Source organism: Necropsobacter massiliensis, from assembly GCF_000827595.2.
In the GTDB taxonomy this organism is placed as follows: domain Bacteria; phylum Pseudomonadota; class Gammaproteobacteria; order Enterobacterales; family Pasteurellaceae; genus Necropsobacter; species Necropsobacter massiliensis.
Genome location: NZ_LN776183.1, coordinates 57598 through 78188, shown reverse-complemented (window position 1 = coordinate 78188; position 20591 = coordinate 57598). Strand labels below are relative to the sequence as shown.

The window sequence follows — 20591 nt, the reverse complement described above, 5'->3', positions numbered from 1 at the left end:
GAGGAAAGCCCTCACAAAATTAGGAGATTTTATATGAAAAAATCCATTTTAGCCACCGCACTTTGCCTATCTTGCGCAATAACACTCAGCGCCAATGCCAACATTAGCTCCGGCATATCCAATAACAATGCTGTGTTGAGCGTAAAAAACCCTTCTGCTAAACACGACGGCTGGTTCCATTCCGATCCCGGCGGATTACCTGGTGTTGAAGTGCAAGGCGTCACCTCCAAAGTTACCAGCTTTCAATCACTGACCAAGGTTGCTAATAACGTGCTGGTGCCGAAATCACTGGGTGGGCAGGATAAAAACGGTGTTGTGGTGTTAAACATGAACAACATTCCAAGTTGGGTGCCGGGTTTCCACGGCAAATTAGGCAACTTTGCGTTTAAAAAAGTCGGCACGCAGGAATTATACTACGGTGAATGGCTGGGCAACGGCGCCAATGCCAAGCAGGATCGGGTGGTATATTATGCCGGTAACAACCAAACACAAAACATGCCGACCGGCGGAAAAGCCGTGTATAGCGTGCAGGGCATTAATCAGCACGGCAAGTTGGGGGCTGAAATGCTAAAAGGCGAGCTGACCGCCGATTTCGGCAAAAAACAAGTTAACGGCTCAATGAGCAAAACCGGCTTAACGGTGAGCATCAATGATGCGAAGATCAGCGGTAATGCGTTCTCAGGCGCTGCAGTTGCGAATAAAACCGTAGCAGGTACCACACAAGGTCATTTCTTCGGTAATAATGCGGCGGCGTTAGCCGGTTATGCGAAATTCGCCGGACATAACCAATACGACACCGCATTCGGCGGCACGAAAAAATAATAATATTCGGGGGAACGCGCTCCCCCCTTTTTGTTTCAATTAGTTATAACAGCAGATTTATGGTTTCTTTTTATGTTAATCGCCGTCACATAACAGGCACAATGTTTCGCATCCTGCCGCCGTTATTGATAACCGCTTGTACGGCAACCTTGACCGTGGCACAAACACCCAATAATCATGATGCCGTTCAGCTTTGGCAGCAGCACAGTCGGATAAGCCGGCAACAAGAACAAGAAAGCCGAGTGGACGAACAAACAATTGATGCACCGGCAACTGAAAATGAACTCAATTTCGACGGTCAATCAGTCATTATTGAGCATAATGCCGAAGCGGTCGGGCAGGCGCTATTTTTCGCCTTAAACCGGCAGTTATGGACTGAGGCGGAAAAACTCCTTATGCACTATCAAACGTTCAAGGCCCATCACCCCGAATTGGTTTTATTTGCTGAAGCTACACTGGCGCGCCAAAAAGGCGACATGGAGACGGCGGAACAACGCTATCGTCAACTGCTACAGGCAGATCCGAGCTTTATCCGCGCTCAGTTGGATCTGGCACGCGTGCTGTTTGAAAACAAAAAAAGCCGAGAATCCACCGCACTTTTTAACCAACTGGCGAGATTGCCGCTGCCGGATAGCGTTCGGTACAATATCGACGACTACCGTCAGGCACTGGCACAACGGCAAAAATGGCAGCTGGCTTTTAGCTTAGGGTACCAGTACGCCACCAATATTAATCAGTCCTCCGAACGCAGTTTTTGCACACTGAACCAAGGCGATCACTGTTTCGCTCGCTTTACCTCGCCACCTGCCGCCGATGCGCAGGGTTGGCGCTATGAGGTCAGCGCACAGAAACAGACGGCATTATCCGGTCATCACGGCATGTACTTTTATCTGAACAGCTACGGTCATTTTTATCCGCATGCCGGAGAATATGCCGAAGACAGCAGCAAAGTTTATTTTGGCTATCGTTATCAGAACATGAAAACCGAACTGACCCTTACGCCCTTGTTTGAATATAATCGCCTAGGCAACCGCACTTATTCGCGGGCGTGGGGCGTACAAGGCACACTGAACCGCCGGATTGGTACGCAACATTGGCTGAATGTACAAATGGAACAAAAAAGACTGCAATATTCACCGCACTATAACGCACTGCACATGGCGGATCTCAGTGCGCTCTATACGACCTTGTATTACACCGTTGCCGAACAAACAACCTTGTTCGGCGGGCTTGACGGACAGTATCGGCGCACCGCAGACAAGGCTGATGATTATTATCTGTACGGGCTACGCGCGGGCATCAACCGGCAATTTGGGTTCGGACTGGATGCGACTCTGCTGGCGTTATTGCGCCGTTATGACTACCGCGGCTTCAATGGAGCGTTAAACCAAACTCGACGGGATAATCAACAGGTTTATCTGGTCATATTGAAAATGCCGACATGGCAGTTTTACGGCATGACGCCGAGCCTATGGTTGAAACATTCCGACAACCGGAGCAATGTGGACTGGCTGTATTCCTATAAACAGAATGAAATTCAACTAAATGTCGAGTGGCAATTTTAACCGCACTTGATATGGCTCAAGCACGGAATATCTGGCACGAGAAGAGCGGCGCAAACAGAATTTATCGGCGCCTGCCGGCGAATAAGATGACATTGGCATTAACTTTTCAGCGCCTCGACAATTTTTTCTGCCAGCGCCGCAGAAATACCGGGTACGGAGGCTATTTCATCCACTGTGGCGTTTTTTACGCCTTGCATGCCGCCCAAATATTTCAGCAATGCCTGCCGGCGTTTGGCGCCTACACCGGCGATATTTTCCAGATTGCTGTGCGTAAAGGCTTTCTGTCGTTTATTACGATGACCGCCAATCGCATGGTTATGGCTCTCGTCGCGAATATGCTGAATCAGATGCAGCGCCAAACTGTCCGGCGGCAAATGCAATTCTCTGCCTTGTTGGCTGATAATCAGAGTTTCCAGCCCCGCTTTACGGTCCACCCCTTTGGCAACGCCGATCAGCAACGGTCGGTTTTTATCCCATGCCACATTCAGTTGCTGAAACACCTGCAACGCTCGCCCAAGTTGCCCTTTACCGCCGTCAATAAAAATAATATCGGGAATTTTATCTTCTTCCAGCGCGCGATCATAGCGCTTCAACAATGCCTGTTCCATTGCCGCATAATCATCCCCGCCGGTAATGCCGCTGATATTAAAACGGCGGTAATCGGGTTTTAACGGACCGTCCTGATTAAATACCACGCAGGAGGCTATCGTTTGTGCGCCCATGGTATGACTAATATCAAAACATTCCATGCGCTTAATCGGCGCAATAGCCAACACCTTTTGCAACTCGGCATAACGTTCGCGCATTAATGAAGATTGTTTCAGTTGCGTGACCAGCGCTGCCTTGGCATTCATTTGCGCCAGCTGCAAATATTTACTCTTATTGCCCTTTGCACGGTCTTGAATCAGCACCCGACGTCCTGCCTGCTCGGTTAGTAAGGTTTCTAGTTCGGTTTTCTGGGTCAGTGTATGGTCCACAATAATACTGTTTGGAATGCTGCGCCCTTGATGTGCTTGCAAATAAAACTGTCCGACAAAGGTTTCCGTCAATTCGGACAGATCCGTATCGGCAGGCACTTTCGGAAAATAGCTGCGGTTACCCAGCACTTTGCCCTGTCGAATAAACAATACCTGCACGCAAGCCACACCGAGCCGATAAGCGATAGAAATAATATCAATATCATCCAGCCGTTCGTTAGTAACGAATTGTTTTTCCGTCACCGCACGCACTGCCTGAATCTGGTCACGATAACGCGCCGCCTGTTCAAAATCCAGCCGGGCGCTTGCCTGTTCCATTTTGGCGATCAGATGATCCAACACTTGCTGATCTTTGCCTTGCAAAAATAAACGAGCAAAATTCACCTGCTGGTTATATTCTTCATCGCTGACATAGCCAGCAACACAAGGCGCGCTACAACGCCCGATCTGATACTGCAAACAAGGGCGGGAACGATTGCGGTAAACGGAATTTTCACATTGGCGCACCGGAAATAATTTCTGCAATAACGATAAGGTTTCACGCACAGCCCCCGCATCCGGATACGGACCGAAATATTCCCCTTGAATTTTCTTTGCCCCACGGTAGGCGGTAATACGCGGATGGCGTTCTTTGGTCAGCAGAATATAGGGATAAGATTTATCATCGCGCAACAGCACGTTATAGCGCGGCTGAAATGTCTTGATGTAATTATGCTCAAGCAACAGCGCCTCGGTTTCTGATGAGGTAATGGTCGTTTCAATGCGACGGATTGCTGCCACCAGCGCTTCGGTTTTGCGGCTAGATAGATTGGTGCGAAAATAACTGGCAAGGCGCTTTTTCAGATCTTTTGCTTTGCCCACATAAATAACCCGATCTTTATCGTCATACATACGATATACGCCGGGGTCATGGGTAACATTAGCAAGAAAGGCTTTCGCATCAAACATCATCAGCTGTACATTAAAAATGCCCCAAAATTGACCGCACTTTTTCTAGATCTTCTGCGGTATCCACACCGACTGCCGGCACCGCTTTGGCCGCTTCCACATGAATTTTTTCACCGTACCACAGCACCCGCAGCTGTTCCAAACTTTCGATTTGTTCCAGCGCGCTTGGTTGCCATTGCACATAACGACGAATAAAACCGGCGCGATAAGCATAAATGCCGATATGGCGTAAATAATGGTCTGCCAAGCTAAGTTGCTCGACCGTCAGCTTACCTTGTTGCAATAAGGCGAACTGATCGCGCTCCCATGGGATAACCGCGCGAGAAAAATACAGCACATAGCCGTCTTTATCGGTCAGCACTTTCACCACATTCGGATTAAACAGCTCTTCCGCCTGTTCGATTTTGACCGCCAGCGTTGCCATATTTACCCGATATTGCGCCAGATTTTCCGCCACCTGACGCACAATCAGCGGCGGAATCAGCGGTTCATCCCCTTGAATATTGACGATAATTTCATCATCGGCGATATTGAATCGCTGCACCACTTCCGCCAGTCGTTCGGTACCGGAGTTATGTTTTTCCGAGGTCATACAAACTTCACCGCCGAACTGCCGCACCGCCTGCGCTACCTGTTCATTGTCGGTAGCCACAATCACCCGTTCGGCACCTGACTGGCAGGCTTTTTCCCATACATGCTGAATCATCGGTTTGCCGGCAATATCCGCCAGCGGCTTGCCCGGTAAACGGCTGGATGCGAAACGGGCCGGAATAATAACAGTAAATTTAAGCATCGGCAGACTCCCGTGTCGGCTCCGTTAATGCTTGCGCCTGCTCTGCCAATAACACCGGAATGCCGTGCGCAATCGGATAACATACCTTATCAAAATTGCAGATAAGCCGTTCGTGTTCCTTGTCGTATTTCAATCTGCCCTGACACATCGGACAGGCAACAATTTCCAATAGTCTAGCGTTCACCTTTTACTCCTGTCATAATGTTGTCGATAAAAAATGCCGCCGCTTCATCATTGATTTCCGCTTCCACCGGCACATACCACCAGTTCTCTTGTGCAAAAGCACGACATTTTACCGCGTCTTTTTCGGTCATCAAGAGCAGTCGTTTTTTATCGAATTTTTCAAACTGCGCGGGTTCAAAGCGCTGATGATCCTGAAACGCACAACATTCGGCAAGCTCGAACCCGAATTTTTGCAACATGCTAAAAAAGCGCGCTGGATTGCCGATTCCGGCAATGGCATTAATCGCCTCCCCGCGCAATTCACTTAATGCGCGAGATTTGCCGTTAAATAAATTAACCGCATATTTCGGCACCAGCCGCATTACCGCTTGTGCATACGGATGGGGCGCTCCATTGGCAATAATCAAATCTACAGACGCCAAACGCCGCGCCGACTCACGCAACGGTCCCGCCGGCAGCACAAAACCGTTGCCCAGACCGCGTTCGGCATCGATCACCACAATCTCGAAATCACGCTGTAATTGATAACGCTGCAATCCGTCATCGCTGACGATTAGATCACAGTCCGCATGGCGCAATAATAACTCTACGGCCTGTTTCCGATCAGGTGCAATACATACCGGCACGCCGGTACGTTGCGCAATCAGCAGCGGTTCATCGCCGGCTTGAACCGGGTCGTCATTTGCCGTCACCAAGCGTGGATACAGCGGTGAACGACTGCCATAACCGCGCGAAATCACGCCGACGTTCAGCCCTTGCCGCTGTAACTGTTGCACCAGCCAAATCACAACCGGTGTTTTGCCGTTGCCGCCGACAGACAGATTCCCCACAATGACAACCGGCACCGGCGCACGATAGGTGGGCAAAATACCGCGTTGCAGCAAACTGCGGCGCAGTTGAGAAATCAACCAAAACAGCGCAGAAAACGGCGCCAACAGCCATTTCAACAACAGCGCCAAGCCTCCGGAAGCATACCAAAAATTCATGACCGCACTTTCCCGTTAATAAGCCCGTTAATGAGCAAATTGCATACTATGTAACTGTTTATAAACGCCGTCTAACCCCAGCAGTTCGGCATGATTGCCGCGCTCTTTGATTTCGCCGTGTTCAATCACCAAAATTTCATCGGCTTTTTCAATGGTGGACAGACGGTGTGCAATCACCAATACGGTACGGTCTTTCTGCAATTCTTCCAGCGCAGCTTGGATCGCACGTTCCGATTCCGTATCCAACGCCGAGGTGGCCTCGTCCAAAATCAGCACCGGAGAATCACGCAACAGCGCCCGCGCAATCGCCAAACGTTGACGCTGACCGCCGGACAGGCTAGCGCCATTTTCCCCAATCACCGTATCTAAACCGTTTTCCAGCTGTTCAATAAATTCCATGGCGTGCGCCGCTCTTGCCGCGTTGATTATTTCCTCTCGGCTATATTTGTTTGCCGCCGCATAAGCAATATTATTGGCAATCGTATCGTTAAACAGATGTACCTGCTGCGACACGACGGCGCAGTTTTCGCGCAAATTGCGCAGCGTATAATCCTGAATATTCACGCCGTCTAAAGTAATTTCGCCTTGTTCAATGTCATAAAAACGCGTAACCAAATTCGCTATCGTAGATTTGCCGGAACCGGAACGCCCCACCAGCGCAACCGTTTTGCCATGCGGAATATCAAAGGAAATATCGTTCAGCGCCCGACTTTCCCGCCCTTCATAACTGAAAGTTACATGTTTAAAACTGATGTCGCCCTTGGCTTTTTCGATACTGTAACGCCCGTTATCTTTTTCAGTTTCCATATCCAAAATGGCGAACAATGTCTGGCAAGCCGCCATGCCGCGCTGAAACTGCGCATTCACATTGGTCAGCGATTTTAGCGGGCGCATCATCGCCAGCATAGAGGAAAACACCACGGTAAACGAGCCGGCGGTCAGATTCTGGCTCATAATTTCCGGCAAGGTCGCCAAATACAGCACAGCGGAAAGCGCAAAAGAGGCGATAATCTGCACAATAGGATCGGAAATGGCATCCGCCATCATCACTTTCATGCCCTTACGACGCATATCGTTGCTGACGTGGTTAAAGCGCTCTTCCTCCAGATTCTGCCCGCCAAAAGACAACACCACTTTATGCCCTTTCAACATTTGCTCCGCGGTTGAGGTCAGTTCGCCCATGGAATTTTGCATATTTTTCCCTAGATTGCGGAAGATTTTCGACACCATCCGAATCAGCACCGCAATAATCGGCCCGATAATAAACAGCACCAGCGATAGTTGCCAGCTGGTATAAATCATCACCCCAAGCAAAGAAATAATATAGGCGCCTTCACGCACAATGGTTACCAACGAACCGGAAGAGGAATTCGCCACCTGTTCGCTGTCATAAGTAATGCGTGACAATAGCTTACCGGCGGAATTTTTGTCGAAAAACGCCACCGGCATATACATTAAGTGACGGAATAAGCGGCGGCGCATAGTCATCACCACTTTACCAGACACCCATGCAAGGCTGTAAGTTGAAACGAAGCTGGTAACCCCGCGCACAATAATCAGCAATACAACCACCAGCGCCATCATTCTCAAAAACGAAACATCCGCTTTACCGAAACCATCATCCAACAATGGTTTCAGCATCTGAATCAGCGCGGCGTCGGTGAGCGCGTTAAATACCAAGGTAATCGCCGCGGCGATTAAACCAGCTTTAAACGGCGCAATAATCGGCCACAAACGCTTAAAGGTTTGCGCGGTAGAAAGGTCTTTATCCTGCATAGTTCATCGTCTTAAATAGAAAAAAATCGCGTCATTGTACCTTTATTTTCCATACAAGCCAATTAATCCGCGATACCAAGGCACGAAATCCGTTCTGGCCGGGCGAATTTTAAGGTGTGCAGGATAAAACGCTAGTTCTATCTGTCCGGAAACTGCTGTATTATAGACCGCACTTTGTTGAGCGTGCAGTCTGGCCATTACATCGGGATGGGGAAATCCCCACGGATTGTGGCGTCCGCTTGAAATCAGCGCAATTTTCGGACGGGTCTGCGTAAGCAAAGTCTGACCGGTAGAAGTTTTACTACCGTGATGCCCAACCTGCAACACATCAATGTGTGCCAACGTCGTCACAAACCGGTTTTCCGTCGCAATATCCGCATCGCCGGTCAACAAGAGCCGATAGCGCCCGTCTTCAACCAGCAAGACACAGGAATCCGGATTATCCGCTCGCTCAACCGGCGCCGGTGGCCATAAGGCGCGGATTGTCAGCCCCCGCCACTGCCATTGACGTCCGCGATAACAAAAAGTGCGGTGGATTTCGCCGTAGTTTTTGTGTGATGGACTCACCAGTTCCGACTTAGGATAATGCTGCAAAATATCAGCTGCACCGCCGGCATGGTCGTTATCGTCGTGACTTAAAATCAATTTTTCAATTTGAATGCCCTGACGTTGCAAATAAGGAATAATCTCTGTTTTCGCCATACTGCCGCCACGCCAACCCGCGCCGGTATCATACAATATGGCGTGCTTATCTTTAACCAGCAATGTCGCCAACCCTTGCCCCACATCCAGGGTTTGCACATGCCACAACGGTCGGTTAATGCGCGCCTGTACATAACATAACAAACAGCAAAATGCGACGACCAGACTGCCGATCATAGCGTTTCGCAGCAAAGTCGGCGGTGCAATCGCCCGCTCGTTTAACTGAAAAGGAAAGCGGGAACGCGGCAAGACAAATGGCATGGTCTCGGCAGATTTCTGCCGCCATCGCGCCAGCCCGTACAGCGCACCGCCGAACAGCATACTTAAAAGTGCGGTGAAAATTAACCTATTTTGGTCAGACACGGCAAGCCAATGATTCTGCAACGGACTGATCCAATCGGTGATAAGCTGCGCCAGCTCATTTGCCGCCCACCACGTATTCCATGCGCCTCGACTGATCACCGCAAACAGTACTAACGGCACCAGCAACAAACTGAATAACGGCACGGCAATCAAATTGGCGGCAAAACCGCTCAGTGAGATAGCATTAAATTGCAACAGCAGTATCGGACTGAACAACCATAGCAAACCGAACTGTAAATGCAGCAGATTGATGACATAGCGCATCTTGCGTAACGGTGAATGCTCCAATGAGCGCCCGCGCCATTGCAGCAAGGCAAGCGGTATAAATTGATACCACACGATCAGCGCCGCCACCGCGCCGACCGACAGCCAGAAACTAGCGGACAGCAGCATCAGCGGATCGGCAATCAGCAACAGCGCCAGCACCCGCAACAGCATTTGCCACGCCGTGCAATACACCCGCTGAAAACGAAATAAGCCAATGACCACCAGCGCGCTCAGCGCGCGGAAAGTCGGAATACTCAAGCCCGCCAGCTCGGCATATCCCCATGCCATCGCCAGTCCGCCCAACAGCGGCAGGAACGGACCGATATGTCGGGTCGGTAACATTATCTGCATAATGCGAACCAGACCGAAGCCCATCAGCATTGCCAATCCGATATGCAAGCCGGAAATCGCGATTAAATGCGCCGTATTGGTGCGCTGGTAAATTTGCCAATGCCTCGCATCCAACCACGCCCGTTCACCGAATCCAAGCGCCAACAGCAAGCCCTGTGCAGACAATCCTTCGGTCTGTTGCAAAGCTTGTTGCAGCCATCGTTGACGCAAAGAAAATTCATCCGCAATTTTGACCGCACTTTTTACCGTCGCATAGGCGCTTATTCCCTTGGCAAAATACCATTGCTGGCGGTCAAAACCGCCATCATTCAAACGTGAAGAAAGCACACGCAAATGCAGCTCGCCTTTCCAACGCTCACCGAGATTCGCCGGGTGTGTGTGCTGCCAACGCAGATAAATTCGTTGTTCGGGCAGATCATCGCGCAGCCGCGCCGTTGCCACCAGCGTCTGATACTCGTGATGACGCACGATCTCCGTAATGCGAAACTCCGTATTTATCCGTTTCGGCAAGTCGGTAATCCGTTCTGCCTGCTGCAACAACGTAGCGGCGGGATAATGAAAATACGCCAGACATAATGTCAGCAGAAACCACGCCGTAGCAAAGTGGGCCAGTTTGACACGATGGCACACAATTGCGGTAAGTAACACCGCCAATCCGCCCGCCGAAATCATCGTCGCACCGGTTAAACTCAGCAAATAAGCGCGCGGTATCCAGCATAAACTGAACGCGGCAAGCAAAATGAGGGCAACGATAACATCTAAATTCAGGCGACAATATTTCATAACGACAAACGGGCAGTATTTTGCGTTACTATGAAAAATTGATGATAATACGCCAACGCCTCAGAATTATTTTCACGACACGGCTCGCAAAAATCACCTTTATTGCGCTAAAAACCGCCTGAATGTTTCCATTCAGGCGGTGTTAAGCGATGCGAACAGGGAAAAAATCAGAGATCCAGACACAGGTATTTCAATTCTAAAAACTCGTCAATCCCATAGCGGGAACCTTCGCGCCCCAGACCGGATTCTTTGATGCCGCCAAAGGGAGCGACTTCATTGCTGATAATCCCCTCGTTGATCCCCACGATTCCGTATTCCAACGCTTCCGATACGCGCCAAATACGCGCAATATTTTGCGTAAACAGATAGGATGCCAATCCGAATTCCGTATCGTTTGCCATACGCACCGCTTCATCTTCCGTTTCAAATTTAAATATTGGTGCCAACGGCGCAAAGGTTTCTTCCCGCGCCACAAGCATATCCTGTGTCACATTACGCAATATCGTCGGCTGAAAAAAGGTACCACCCAACGCATCGAGTTGTCCGCCCCGCACCAGCTGCGCCCCTTTTTGCAGAGCGTCACGGATATGTTCCTGCACTTTTTGGACCGCACTTTGGCTAATCAGCGGTCCCATTGTCACCCCTTGCGTATTCGCTTCGCCCAGTTTGATTTGGCTGACTTTTGCAGCGAATTTCGCTAAAAAGGCGTCGTAAATCCCCGATTGCACATAAATGCGGTTAGTACAGACACAGGTTTGACCGCTGTTGCGAAATTTCGAGACGAACACGCCGTCCACCGCTTTATCCAAATCTGCATCATCAAATACGATAGCGGGTGCGTTACCGCCCAATTCCAGCGCAAGTTTTTTTACCGTCGAGGCGGACTGCGCCATTAACAACTTGCCCACCCGAGTCGAGCCGGTAAAGGTCACTTTGCGCACGATCGGGCTTTCTGTCAGCACCTTTCCCACCGCGACCGAATCGGTGGAAGTGATCACGTTCAGCAAGCCTGCCGGCAGACCGGCGCGGGTCGCCAGTTCCGCCAACGCCAGTGCGGATAATGGCGTTTCCGACGCCGGCTTTAAGACCACCGCACAGCCTGCCGCCAGTGCCGGTGCGGCTTTACGCGTAATCATCGCATTCGGAAAATTCCACGGCGTAATCGCCGCCACGACACCGATAGGCTGTTTAAGCACCAGCAAACGATGGTCGGGTTTATCAGAAGGCAGAATGTCGCCGCAAATACGTTTCGCCTCTTCGGCAAACCACTCGATAAAACTGGCACCGTATGCAATTTCACCGAGGCTCTCCGCGATCGGCTTGCCCTGCTCCAGACTTAAAATCTGCGCCAGTTCGTCTTTGTGCCGAAGCACAAGCTCATACCAACGGCGCAATACCGCGGCACGGGCTTTCGGCAACACCTTTTTCCACTGCTGCTGCGCATTTGCTGCGGCACAAATGGCGGCTTCGGTTTCTTCCGCACCGAGATCGGCAACCCGACATATTTCCCGCCCGTTTGCCGGATTAGTTACGGCAAAGGTGTTGCCGTTGTTCGCCGCAATATATTCGCCGTTAATATAAGCATGGGTTTTGATAAGAGAAAAATCCTGCATACCGCCTCCGTTTCGATTAAAAATTCGTTTTCCGTTTCCGCCAATGAAGCTGCCTATGCGCACGCGCTTCATGCGGTTTACCATCACATTGCGCGACAATAGCCTAAGTGTACGCCCGATGAGTTCAAATGCAAAAAGTGCGGTCGATGTTGAGCGAGTTTTTTATTTAAAAACTTTCCGATTTTTGACCGCACTTTTATGCAACATTTTATTCATCTTAATATACATCAACAGGTTTTGCACCTTGCCGACAATTCGTCTTAGCCGAATTCCGTCGCAAAATCGATACCCGTTTGCAGCGCAGGACAGGTTTAGCCGCCCCTTTAGCGACAAACGCGAACGCTGATTATTTGAACGTGTGGCTAAAAGCTAAAACGATAAACCCCAATCAGCAAATTGTTTTTTTCAATTTTGTCGCGAATATCGCAAAATAAAAAAATTATTCGTGCAAATCAGAATTTCTACGCGAAATTTATTTGCTAATTGCTTCAAGTTCTGTTATTTATATCGCCCTTGAAAAAGCCCGTTGCACTTTAATCGGCTTTTTCATGCAGACCATGAGAATGCTTATCGCCCGAACGCGGTTTGAATAACAAGTTAAATGGATGAAGTTTATCTAGGAGATACAAATGACTAACGCTTCTTTAAGTTTACTAGCCTTAGCCGGTGTAGAGCCGTATCAATTAAAAGAAGGCGAAGAATATATGAATGAAGAGCAACTGCTTCATTTCAGAAAAATCCTACAGGCTTGGCATGATCAAATTCGTGAAGAAACCTCTCGCACCGTTGCCCATATGCGAGATGAAGCATCGAATTTTCCGGATCCGGCGGACAGAGCAACTCAGGAAGAGGAATTCAGTCTGGAGCTGCGCGCCCGTGATCGTGAACGCAAGCTCATGAAAAAAATTGAGAATACCCTGAAGAAACTGGATACCGGCGATTTCGGTTATTGCGATTCATGCGGGGTAGAAATCGGCATCCGCCGTTTGGAAGCGCGTCCGACCGCGGATCTGTGCATTGATTGCAAAACGCTGGCGGAAATCCGTGAAAAACAAATGGTCGGTTAAACGGCATCGAATGAGGGCGGAACACCGCCCTCAAATAACGCTATAAAGGATAACTCGGCGGTATGAGGCTTATGCCTACCGCACTTTAATTAAACTGCCCGTGTTTTTCTAAGGGGTGAACTATTTTAAATTTAATTAAGAATCTGTTTAAAAAGACAACGCATCGCACCGTCCCTGAAGTCAATCTGAAACAAACGACAGATTCCAAGTCAAAATCACAAACCGAATCCTCCACGCAACGCGCCGAACCGACGTTCGTGGCGTCAGCGCGCCTTTCCCGTAATGCGAAATCTGCCGCACAGGCACATCGTTATAATAAACATGTGGTAAAAGCCTCACAATACGGCATTAATCCGCGTATGATCAGTAAAAACGCGCTGAACGTGGTGGAAAAATTACATCGTCACGGTTACGAGGCTTATATCGTCGGCGGTTGTCTGCGCGATTTACTGCTCGGCAAACACCCAAAAGATTTCGATGTGGCAACCAATGCCTTGCCGGAACAGATTCAGGCAGTGTTTCAACGCCAATGCCGGCTGGTAGGACGGCGTTTTCGGCTCGCTCATGTGATGTTCGGGCGCGATATTATTGAAGTGGCGACGTTTCGTGCCAATCACAGCGACAGCCACAATGAACGGCAGGCAAAACAAAGCGAACAAGGCATGTTGTTGCGCGATAATGTGTACGGCAGCATAGAACAGGATGCCCAACGGCGGGATTTTACCGTCAATGCGTTGTATTATAATCCACAAGACAATACCCTGCGCGATTATTTTAACGGACTGGAGGATCTGAAAGCCGGCAAATTACGTTTAATCGGCGATCCGGCGGTACGTTATCAGGAAGATCCGGTGCGAATGCTGCGTTCAATTCGCTTTATGGCAAAACTGGACATGTTTCTGGAAAAACCGAGCGAAGCGCCTATCCGTCGGCTAGCGGGACTGCTGCAAAACATTCCGCCCGCCCGCTTATTTGACGAAAGCCTGAAATTACTACAAACAGGATATGGTGTAAAAACTTATCAGCTGCTGCGCAAATACGGGCTTTTCGAACAATTGTTCCCGGCCCTGATGCCCTATTTTACCGAGCAAGGCGACAGCCATGCCGAACGTATGATTCTCACCGCGCTGACTTCAACAGACGAGCGGGTTGCCGATAAGCTGCGCATTAATCCAGCATTTCTGTTTGCCGCGTTTTTCTGGTACCCATTGCGTGAAAAAGTGGATATGCTGAAAAACGAAGGCGGATTGAACAATCACGATGCTTACGCCTTGGCCGGCAACGATATTCTGGGTTTATTCTGTCGTGCCCTTGCCGCACCGCGCCGACATACCACGGTGATTCGAGATATTTGGTTTTTGCAGCTGCAACTGTTAAAACGCACAGGCAATGCGCCGCTTAAAGTGATGGAACATCCGAAATTCCGCGCCGCTTTTGATTTGTTGGTCATGCGTGCGGAAATCGAGGGCGGCGAAACGGTGGAGCTTGCTGCGTGGTGGCATGAGTTTCAGCTGAGCAACGGCGAACAGCGCTCCACCTTAGTGCAGGAGCAGCAGCGCTTAAATCCGAAACCGAAGAAAAAATTCTACCGCGCCAGAAAGCGGCGCAAAGCTAAACCGATATCCGAATGAAAACCGTTTACATCGCCTTAGGCAGCAATTTAAATAATCCGATGCAGCAACTGAATACCGCCTTAACCGCCATGGCGGCGTTGCCCGATTCTAAGCTAAGCGCGGTAAGTTCCTTTTACCGCAGCAGCCCGCTGGGTCCGCAGGATCAGCCTGATTACGTCAACGCCGTCGCCGCCCTGCAAACAATCCTTGCGCCGCTGGATTTATTAGATCAGCTACAACGGATCGAAAACCAGCAAGGCAGAGTGCGTTTACGTCATTGGGGGGAAAGAACGCTGGATCTGGATATTTTGCTGTACGCCGATGAAATCATCCAGCATGCGCGTTTGACTGTGCCCCATTATGATATGAAAAAGCGCGAATTCGTGCTGATTCCGTTATATGAAATCGCACCGCATTTGGTGCTGCCGACGGGAGAAAAACTGGCGGATTTACAGCGCTCTTTTGCCAATCATCAAATGAAAATTATCAAAAAATGACCGCACTTCGGTCATTTTTATTCTGCCTACACTTGGTCTTGGTTTCGCTTTCCATTTCGTGATGCTAGCATCTCACGCGGTTTCCAGTCCTGAGCGGATCCGTGGTTCAAAAAAATCGTAATCCACCAAAAAAGCGTCGTGACCATAATCAGAAGGAAATTCATGATAATTCAGATTAACGCCATGTTGCTCTAATAAAGCCTTACTTTTGCGTAAATCCACGATCTTAAACAGCTGATCATTAGTGACCGCTACCAGCGTATAACGGGCTTTGATACGCGAAAGTGCGGTTTTAATATCCGCATATCCCACTGCCGGATCATATAAATCCAGCGCACGCAGTAAATGCAGATAAGTGTTGGCGTCGAAGCGGTCGAGAAATTTCTTGCCTTGATAGCTCAAATAAGATTCAACCTGAAAATAATCGCCCCAGAATTCACCTTCCGCTTTAGTCGCCCGCCCGAAAGCTTTGGCAAGCTGAATATCCGTGCGGTAGGTCAGCATACCGAGCATACGCGCGATAGACAGACCTTTCAACGGCGGTTCGCCGTCATAATAATCACCCTGATTAAAATTCGGATCATTGATTACCGCTTGCCGCATCACGTGATTAAAGCCGATGGCTTCCGCGCTGAAATAAAGGGAAGAACACAGATTAATCACATTGCTGACAAAATCCGGGTAATCGATCGCCCACTGGGTCGCCTGCATGCCACCGAATGAACCGCCGATCACCGCATGCAGATGAGAAATGTTCAGCTGCTCCAACAAGGCTTTTTGAACTTTGACTAAATCCTGCACTACGATATGCGGGAATCGGCTACCGTAAGGTTTTTGTGTGGCGGGATTCAATGAAGCGGGACCGGTAGAACCTTTGCAACCGCCCAGCACATTGGAACAAATAAAATAATAACGCTCAGTATCCAGCGCAAGCCCGGCTCCCATAAAATTCTGCCACCAGCCGGTTTGGGATTTATCCGCAAAATAAGGTTCGGCATCGCCGGTCAACGCGTGACAAATCAAAACCGCATTATTTCTATCTGCATTTAATGTTCCGTATGTCTGATAAGCAATGTCAATTTGCTCCAGCTGCCCGCCCAAGGTTAAAGTGAGAGGCTGTTCGGTAAAAAGTCTTACTTTTTGTACTGTCATTGCCTATTCCGTAAACGATCCACTCCGGCAGCTCCATGCGCCGGTTCCTGCTGCATAAACTACCGCTACCGCCGGATGTTGTCAAGAAATTTTAGACGTCTAAACTTCTAGACGTTTTAGCCTTCGACAATCTCATCGTTGCTCGATTTAAAACTTGAATTTATCACTATTTTTCATTATTTTGACAGGCAATCAAATTGCGATAAAATCAGCGCATGACTAAACAAACACGGATACCTATGTTGCACAGTGAACGCGTTAAGACATGGTTACGCAAATGCCTGCGTTATTGCATGTCTGCGCTGTTTCTCTGTATTTTTGTGCTGATTTTGATTGATCAGGCAATTGGCTTTTATGTACGTCAGGGCATTTATACCGATATTGCCAGTATACCGAACCGCCCTTATGGATTGTTGCTGGGAACAGCAAAATATTTTGCTAAAAACACCCCAAATCTGTTTTATTCCAACCGCTTACTGGCTGCCGATGAACTGTTCAAAGCAAAGAAAGTCGATTATCTGCTGCTTAGCGGCGACAACCGCACGCTGGAATATAATGAACCGCGCACGATGTATAAGGATCTGAGAAAAATGGGCGTTCCGGAAGCATTTATGTATATGGATTATGCCGGCTTTCGCACACTGGATTCTGTGATCCGCGCCGATCAGGTCTTTAAAGCCCATTCCATCACGATTATTACCCAGAAATTTCACTGCGAACGCGCGCTGTTTATCGCCAAATATCACAATATCGATGCAATCTGCTTTGCAGCGGAATATCCGTCGGGCTACACTTTCGTGCGCATCCGCGAATTTTTCGCCCGGCTGCAAGCGGTATGGGATCTTTTAATCGAAAAAGAACCGCACTTTCTGGGTAAACCCGAACCGCTGCCGCCGCCAGTAACAATTCCGCTCAATTAGCTTATTGGTAATGATGATACACAATATCGCGTAAAATCACGGTTTGCTGTGTGTCCGCTTTTTTATGATGTAATTTATGCAATACCAGATTTAATAAAGATTGCACGATTTGCTGATGATCCTGTACGGCGCAGACCACCGGATTTTCCAGCACTTCCAGCATATCGTGATCACCGAAAGTCGCAATCACCAGCTGTTTTGGAATGGCTTTTTTCTGCTGTAACAGAACCTGAAAAACGCCCTGTAGCAAGGTTAATGAGGTGACAAACAATGCGTCCGGCAGCGGATTTTGCGCCAGCCAACGGGCAAATGTGTCAGCCGCTGCCGCTTTGTGAAACTGCGCGGCATACAGCAGCTCAACGGTTGTGTCGGCCTTTTCATGTAATGCTTTACGAAAACCCCGCTCACGTTCTTGACTGGTCGGCAGCTCCGGCAACGCGCCGAAAAATAAAATGCGCCGATATTGCGGTTGTCGCAACAAATGTTGCGCCAAACGGTAAGCATCATGCTCATCGTCAGTTAATACGTTGATTACGCCGTCAGAGGCAATCCGCCGATCAAAACCGAAAACCGGGATGTGACTGTTCTGATAAAAAGGGGTGTTTGTCGGTAACGCGGTAGATACAATCAGCGCATCCACCTGCCGCTGAAACAAATGCTTGGCGCAGTCAATTTCATTTTCCGGGTGATCATTGGTGCAGGCAATCAAGAGTTGATAACCTTTTTCACGGAATTTATTCTCTAACTGATTGGCGATTTTGGCATAACTGATATTCTCAAAATCAGGAATAATCAAACCGATTGTGTTACTTTTCCCTGCACGCAATCCTGCCGCCATCGCATTAGGTTTGAACTGATGTTTTTTAATTAACGCCTGAACTTTTTCAATGGTTTTATCACTGACTCGATACTGTTTCGCCTTGCCGTTAACCACATAACTTACCGTTGTACGCGAAACACCAGCAAGTTTTGCAAGCTCGTCTAATTTCACATTAACTCCTTTCAAATGTCTGAAATAGCTAAAACGATTATAGCACTGATAATTTTACCCGTTCAAAGTTCAAAACGGCATAATTTGATCTTGCTCGCAAAAAATAAGTGCGGCGGATTTAAAACATCGCTAAATCCGACCGCACTTAATCAAAAGTCGCTGATTTTACTTACAATATGCTTTTTAACGCTGCGCCGATTTCTGCCAGACTACGCACCGTTTTGACGCCCGCCGCTTCCAATGCGGCAATTTTTTCCTCCGCCGTTCCTTTACCGCCGCTGATAATCGCGCCGGCATGCCCCATTCGTTTGCCTTTCGGCGCGGTAATGCCGGCAATATAACCAACCACCGGTTTGCTAATATGGGATTGAATAAACGCCGCCGCTTCTTCTTCCGCCGAACCGCCGATTTCGCCTATCATCACAATAGCATCGGTTTCCGGATCCTGCTGGAACAGCGTTAATATATCAATAAAATTCGAGCCCGGAATTGGATCACCGCCAATGCCCACGCAGGTTGACTGTCCAAGCCCTTCGTCGGTAATTTGCTTGACCGCTTCATAAGTCAAGGTACCAGAGCGCGACACGATACCGACGCGCCCCTTACGGTGAATATTGCCCGGCATAATGCCGATTTTGCACTCCTCCGGTGTAATCACCCCCGGACAGTTTGGTCCGATCATCACTACATCGTCGCATTGGTTCAGTTTCTGCTTAATCTGTAGCATATCCAGCGTCGGAATGCCCTCGGTAATACAAACGATCAATTGCAGTCCGGCGTCAATGGCTTCAAGCACGGCATCTTTGCAAAACGGTGCCGGCACATAAATCACCGTTGCCGTCGCACCGGTGCGTTCTACCGCTTCACGCACAGTGTTAAATACCGGTAGCCCCAAATGAGTCGTGCCGCCTTTACCCGGTGAAACACCACCCACCAACTGCGTACCGTAGGCAAGCGCCTGTTCGGAATGGAATGTCCCCTGTCCGCCGGTAAATCCCTGACAAATCACTTTCGTATCTTTATTAATCAAAATTGACATTGTTACACTCCCGCCGCCGCATTCACTACTTGCAGCGCAGCATCCTGTAAACTTTGCGCCGCCATAATATTTAATCCGCTTTTTGCCAAAATCTCACGTCCCAGTCCGGCATTGGTGCCTTCCAGACGCACAACCACCGGCACGCCGACGCCCACTTCGTTGACTGCGGCTATCACGCCTTCGGCAATCAAATCACAGCGCACAATGCCGCCGAAAATATTGACTAAAATGGCTTTTACCGACCGGTCGCTTAAAATGATCTTAAAGGCTTCGGCTACCCGTTCTTTGGTCGCACCGCCGCCCACATCCAGGAAATTCGCTGGTTCGCCCCCGTGCAGCTTAACAATATCCATAGTGCCCATCGCCAGCCCGGCGCCGTTCACCATGCAGCCGATATTGCCTTTTAACGCCACATAATTCAGGTTCCATTCTTCCGCCGCCGCTTCTCGCGGGTCTTCCTGAGTTAAATCACGCATCGCCAGCAAATCCGGATGACGGAACAACGCATTGCCGTCCACCGCAATTTTTGCATCTAAACAATGCAGTTCGCCGCTTTGCAGGATCACCAACGGATTGATTTCCAGCAACGCCAAATCCTTTTCGCTAAATAAACGCCCCAATTGACAGAACATGTGGGTAAATTGTTTGATTTGCGCCCCGTTCAATCCCAGTTTAAACGCCAGTTCCCGCCCTTGATACGGCATTGCGCCGACCAACGGATCGATTAAGATTTTATGTACCAAGTGCGGTGTTTTTGCCGCCACTTCTTCAATATCGACACCGCCTTCCGTTGACGCCATAAACACAATGCGCTGTGAACTGCGATCCACTACCGCACTTAAATACAGCTCTTTTTCAATCGCTACCGCAGGTTCAAGATAAATGCTGTTGACCGGTTGTCCCTCGGTATCAGTTTGGAACGTCACCAAACGTTTGCCCAAAAACCTCTCAAAAAACGACCGCACTTCCTGTTCGGATTTCAATAGCTGCACACCGCCCGCTTTGCCGCGACCGCCGGCATGTACCTGACATTTCGCCACCCACGGCGCAGCGCCTAATTTTTCGATTGCCTCCAGCGCCTGCGCTGTATTTTCGCAGATATAACCTTCGCTTACCGGCAAACCGTACTGCGCAAAGAGTTGTTTACTTTGGTATTCGTGTAAGTTCATCGTTATCCTTTAAC

17 protein-coding genes are annotated in these 20591 nt (G+C 49.2%); 6 read left to right on the top strand and 11 right to left on the bottom strand.

The window, feature by feature from the left end; all coding sequences use genetic code 11:
- Positions 1 to 33: 33 nt before the first annotated feature.
- Positions 34 to 822, top strand: coding sequence for a Slam-dependent surface lipoprotein (locus BN3349_RS04300; protein ID WP_040976147.1), 789 nt, complete (start codon positions 34 to 36; stop codon positions 820 to 822).
- Between the two features lie 101 nt (positions 823 to 923).
- Positions 924 to 2387 (top strand): surface lipoprotein assembly modifier, encoded by a 1464-nt coding sequence (locus BN3349_RS04295; RefSeq protein ID WP_048736289.1) that lies wholly within the window; start codon positions 924 to 926, stop codon positions 2385 to 2387.
- A 98-nt stretch (positions 2388 to 2485) separates the two neighbouring features.
- Here the strand turns inward: BN3349_RS04295 and uvrC are convergent, their stop codons facing one another.
- The 7 genes from uvrC to BN3349_RS04260 form a co-directional block, all read right to left on the bottom strand.
- Entirely contained in the window at positions 2486 to 4312 is a 1827-nt protein-coding gene (gene uvrC, locus BN3349_RS04290; protein WP_040976487.1) for an excinuclease ABC subunit UvrC, read from the bottom strand.
- 13 nt (positions 4313 to 4325) lie between these two features.
- Positions 4326 to 5105 carry a 3-deoxy-manno-octulosonate cytidylyltransferase gene (kdsB, locus tag BN3349_RS04285; protein WP_040976146.1) on the bottom strand — a complete coding sequence of 260 codons (780 nt, stop codon included), beginning with the start codon at positions 5103 to 5105 and terminating at the stop codon, positions 4326 to 4328.
- On the bottom strand, positions 5098 to 5289 hold the full coding sequence (locus BN3349_RS04280) for a Trm112 family protein (protein WP_040976145.1): 192 nt from the start codon (positions 5287 to 5289) through the stop codon (positions 5098 to 5100). The genes kdsB and BN3349_RS04280 overlap by 8 nt, the downstream gene beginning before the upstream one ends.
- Positions 5279 to 6274, bottom strand: coding sequence for a tetraacyldisaccharide 4'-kinase (gene lpxK / locus BN3349_RS04275; RefSeq protein WP_040976144.1), 996 nt, complete (start codon positions 6272 to 6274; stop codon positions 5279 to 5281). The genes BN3349_RS04280 and lpxK overlap by 11 nt, the downstream gene beginning before the upstream one ends.
- 27 nt (positions 6275 to 6301) lie before the next feature.
- Positions 6302 to 8050, bottom strand: coding sequence for a lipid A ABC transporter ATP-binding protein/permease MsbA (gene msbA / locus BN3349_RS04270; RefSeq protein ID WP_040976143.1), 1749 nt, complete (start codon positions 8048 to 8050; stop codon positions 6302 to 6304).
- A gap of 42 nt (positions 8051 to 8092) precedes the next feature.
- Positions 8093 to 10516 (bottom strand): DNA internalization-related competence protein ComEC/Rec2, encoded by a 2424-nt coding sequence (locus BN3349_RS04265; protein ID WP_040976142.1) that lies wholly within the window; start codon positions 10514 to 10516, stop codon positions 8093 to 8095.
- A 167-nt stretch (positions 10517 to 10683) separates the two neighbouring features.
- Complete coding sequence (locus BN3349_RS04260; protein WP_040976486.1) at positions 10684 to 12129, bottom strand: NAD-dependent succinate-semialdehyde dehydrogenase; 1446 nt, start codon at positions 12127 to 12129, stop codon at positions 10684 to 10686.
- Positions 12130 to 12758: 629 nt separating this feature from the next.
- Here BN3349_RS04260 and dksA point away from each other — a divergent pair.
- The 3 genes from dksA (at position 12759) to folK (ending at position 15306) form a co-directional block, all read left to right on the top strand.
- Positions 12759 to 13196 (top strand): RNA polymerase-binding protein DksA, encoded by a 438-nt coding sequence (gene dksA, locus BN3349_RS04255; protein ID WP_032092946.1) that lies wholly within the window; start codon positions 12759 to 12761, stop codon positions 13194 to 13196.
- Positions 13197 to 13453: 257 nt separating this feature from the next.
- Positions 13454 to 14827, top strand: coding sequence for a polynucleotide adenylyltransferase PcnB (gene pcnB, locus BN3349_RS04250; RefSeq protein WP_245853739.1), 1374 nt, complete (start codon positions 13454 to 13456; stop codon positions 14825 to 14827).
- Positions 14824 to 15306: a 2-amino-4-hydroxy-6-hydroxymethyldihydropteridine diphosphokinase gene (gene folK, locus BN3349_RS04245; protein WP_040976140.1), complete on the top strand. Its 483-nt coding sequence runs from the start codon at positions 14824 to 14826 to the stop codon at positions 15304 to 15306. The genes pcnB and folK overlap by 4 nt, the downstream gene beginning before the upstream one ends.
- Before the next feature lie 72 nt (positions 15307 to 15378).
- Here the strand turns inward: folK and metX are convergent, their stop codons facing one another.
- Complete coding sequence (metX, locus tag BN3349_RS04240; protein WP_040976139.1) at positions 15379 to 16458, bottom strand: homoserine O-acetyltransferase MetX; 1080 nt, start codon at positions 16456 to 16458, stop codon at positions 15379 to 15381.
- Between the two features lie 293 nt (positions 16459 to 16751).
- Here metX and BN3349_RS04235 point away from each other — a divergent pair, with 293 nt between their 5' ends.
- Positions 16752 to 17378 carry a SanA/YdcF family protein gene (locus BN3349_RS04235; protein WP_370738132.1) on the top strand — a complete coding sequence of 209 codons (627 nt, stop codon included), beginning with the start codon at positions 16752 to 16754 and terminating at the stop codon, positions 17376 to 17378.
- 1 nt (position 17379) lies between these two features.
- On the opposite strand, the gene cra is transcribed toward BN3349_RS04235, so the two are convergent.
- The 3 genes from cra to sucC all read right to left on the bottom strand — a co-directional run bounded on the left by cra (position 17380) and on the right by sucC (position 20577).
- Positions 17380 to 18369, bottom strand: a complete 990-nt coding sequence (cra, locus tag BN3349_RS04230) for a catabolite repressor/activator (RefSeq protein WP_040976137.1) — start codon at positions 18367 to 18369, stop codon at positions 17380 to 17382.
- A gap of 169 nt (positions 18370 to 18538) precedes the next feature.
- On the bottom strand, positions 18539 to 19408 hold the full coding sequence (sucD, locus tag BN3349_RS04225) for a succinate--CoA ligase subunit alpha (RefSeq protein WP_040976136.1): 870 nt from the start codon (positions 19406 to 19408) through the stop codon (positions 18539 to 18541).
- Between the two features lie 2 nt (positions 19409 to 19410).
- On the bottom strand, positions 19411 to 20577 hold the full coding sequence (gene sucC, locus BN3349_RS04220) for an ADP-forming succinate--CoA ligase subunit beta (protein ID WP_040976135.1): 1167 nt from the start codon (positions 20575 to 20577) through the stop codon (positions 19411 to 19413).
- Positions 20578 to 20591: the final 14 nt, after the last annotated feature.

Excerpts from the sequence above, each read along its gene's own strand:
- dksA (WP_032092946.1), top strand. The coding sequence starts at position 12,759 with ATGACTAACGCTTCTTTAAGTTTACTAGCCTTAGCCGGTGTAGAGCCG.
- uvrC (WP_040976487.1), bottom strand. The coding sequence starts at position 4,312 with ATGTTTGATGCGAAAGCCTTTCTTGCTAATGTTACCCATGACCCCGGC.
- BN3349_RS04260 (WP_040976486.1), bottom strand. The coding sequence starts at position 12,129 with ATGCAGGATTTTTCTCTTATCAAAACCCATGCTTATATTAACGGCGAA.
- sucD (WP_040976136.1), bottom strand. The coding sequence starts at position 19,408 with ATGTCAATTTTGATTAATAAAGATACGAAAGTGATTTGTCAGGGATTT.
- BN3349_RS04235 (WP_370738132.1), top strand. The coding sequence starts at position 16,752 with ATGTCTGCGCTGTTTCTCTGTATTTTTGTGCTGATTTTGATTGATCAG.
- BN3349_RS04295 (WP_048736289.1), top strand. The coding sequence starts at position 924 with ATGTTTCGCATCCTGCCGCCGTTATTGATAACCGCTTGTACGGCAACC.
- BN3349_RS04300 (WP_040976147.1), top strand. The coding sequence starts at position 34 with ATGAAAAAATCCATTTTAGCCACCGCACTTTGCCTATCTTGCGCAATA.
- folK (WP_040976140.1), top strand. The coding sequence starts at position 14,824 with ATGAAAACCGTTTACATCGCCTTAGGCAGCAATTTAAATAATCCGATG.
- metX (WP_040976139.1), bottom strand. The coding sequence starts at position 16,458 with ATGACAGTACAAAAAGTAAGACTTTTTACCGAACAGCCTCTCACTTTA.
- lpxK (WP_040976144.1), bottom strand. The coding sequence starts at position 6,274 with ATGAATTTTTGGTATGCTTCCGGAGGCTTGGCGCTGTTGTTGAAATGG.
- BN3349_RS04265 (WP_040976142.1), bottom strand. The coding sequence starts at position 10,516 with ATGAAATATTGTCGCCTGAATTTAGATGTTATCGTTGCCCTCATTTTG.
- kdsB (WP_040976146.1), bottom strand. The coding sequence starts at position 5,105 with ATGCTTAAATTTACTGTTATTATTCCGGCCCGTTTCGCATCCAGCCGT.
- msbA (WP_040976143.1), bottom strand. The coding sequence starts at position 8,050 with ATGCAGGATAAAGACCTTTCTACCGCGCAAACCTTTAAGCGTTTGTGG.
- sucC (WP_040976135.1), bottom strand. The coding sequence starts at position 20,577 with ATGAACTTACACGAATACCAAAGTAAACAACTCTTTGCGCAGTACGGT.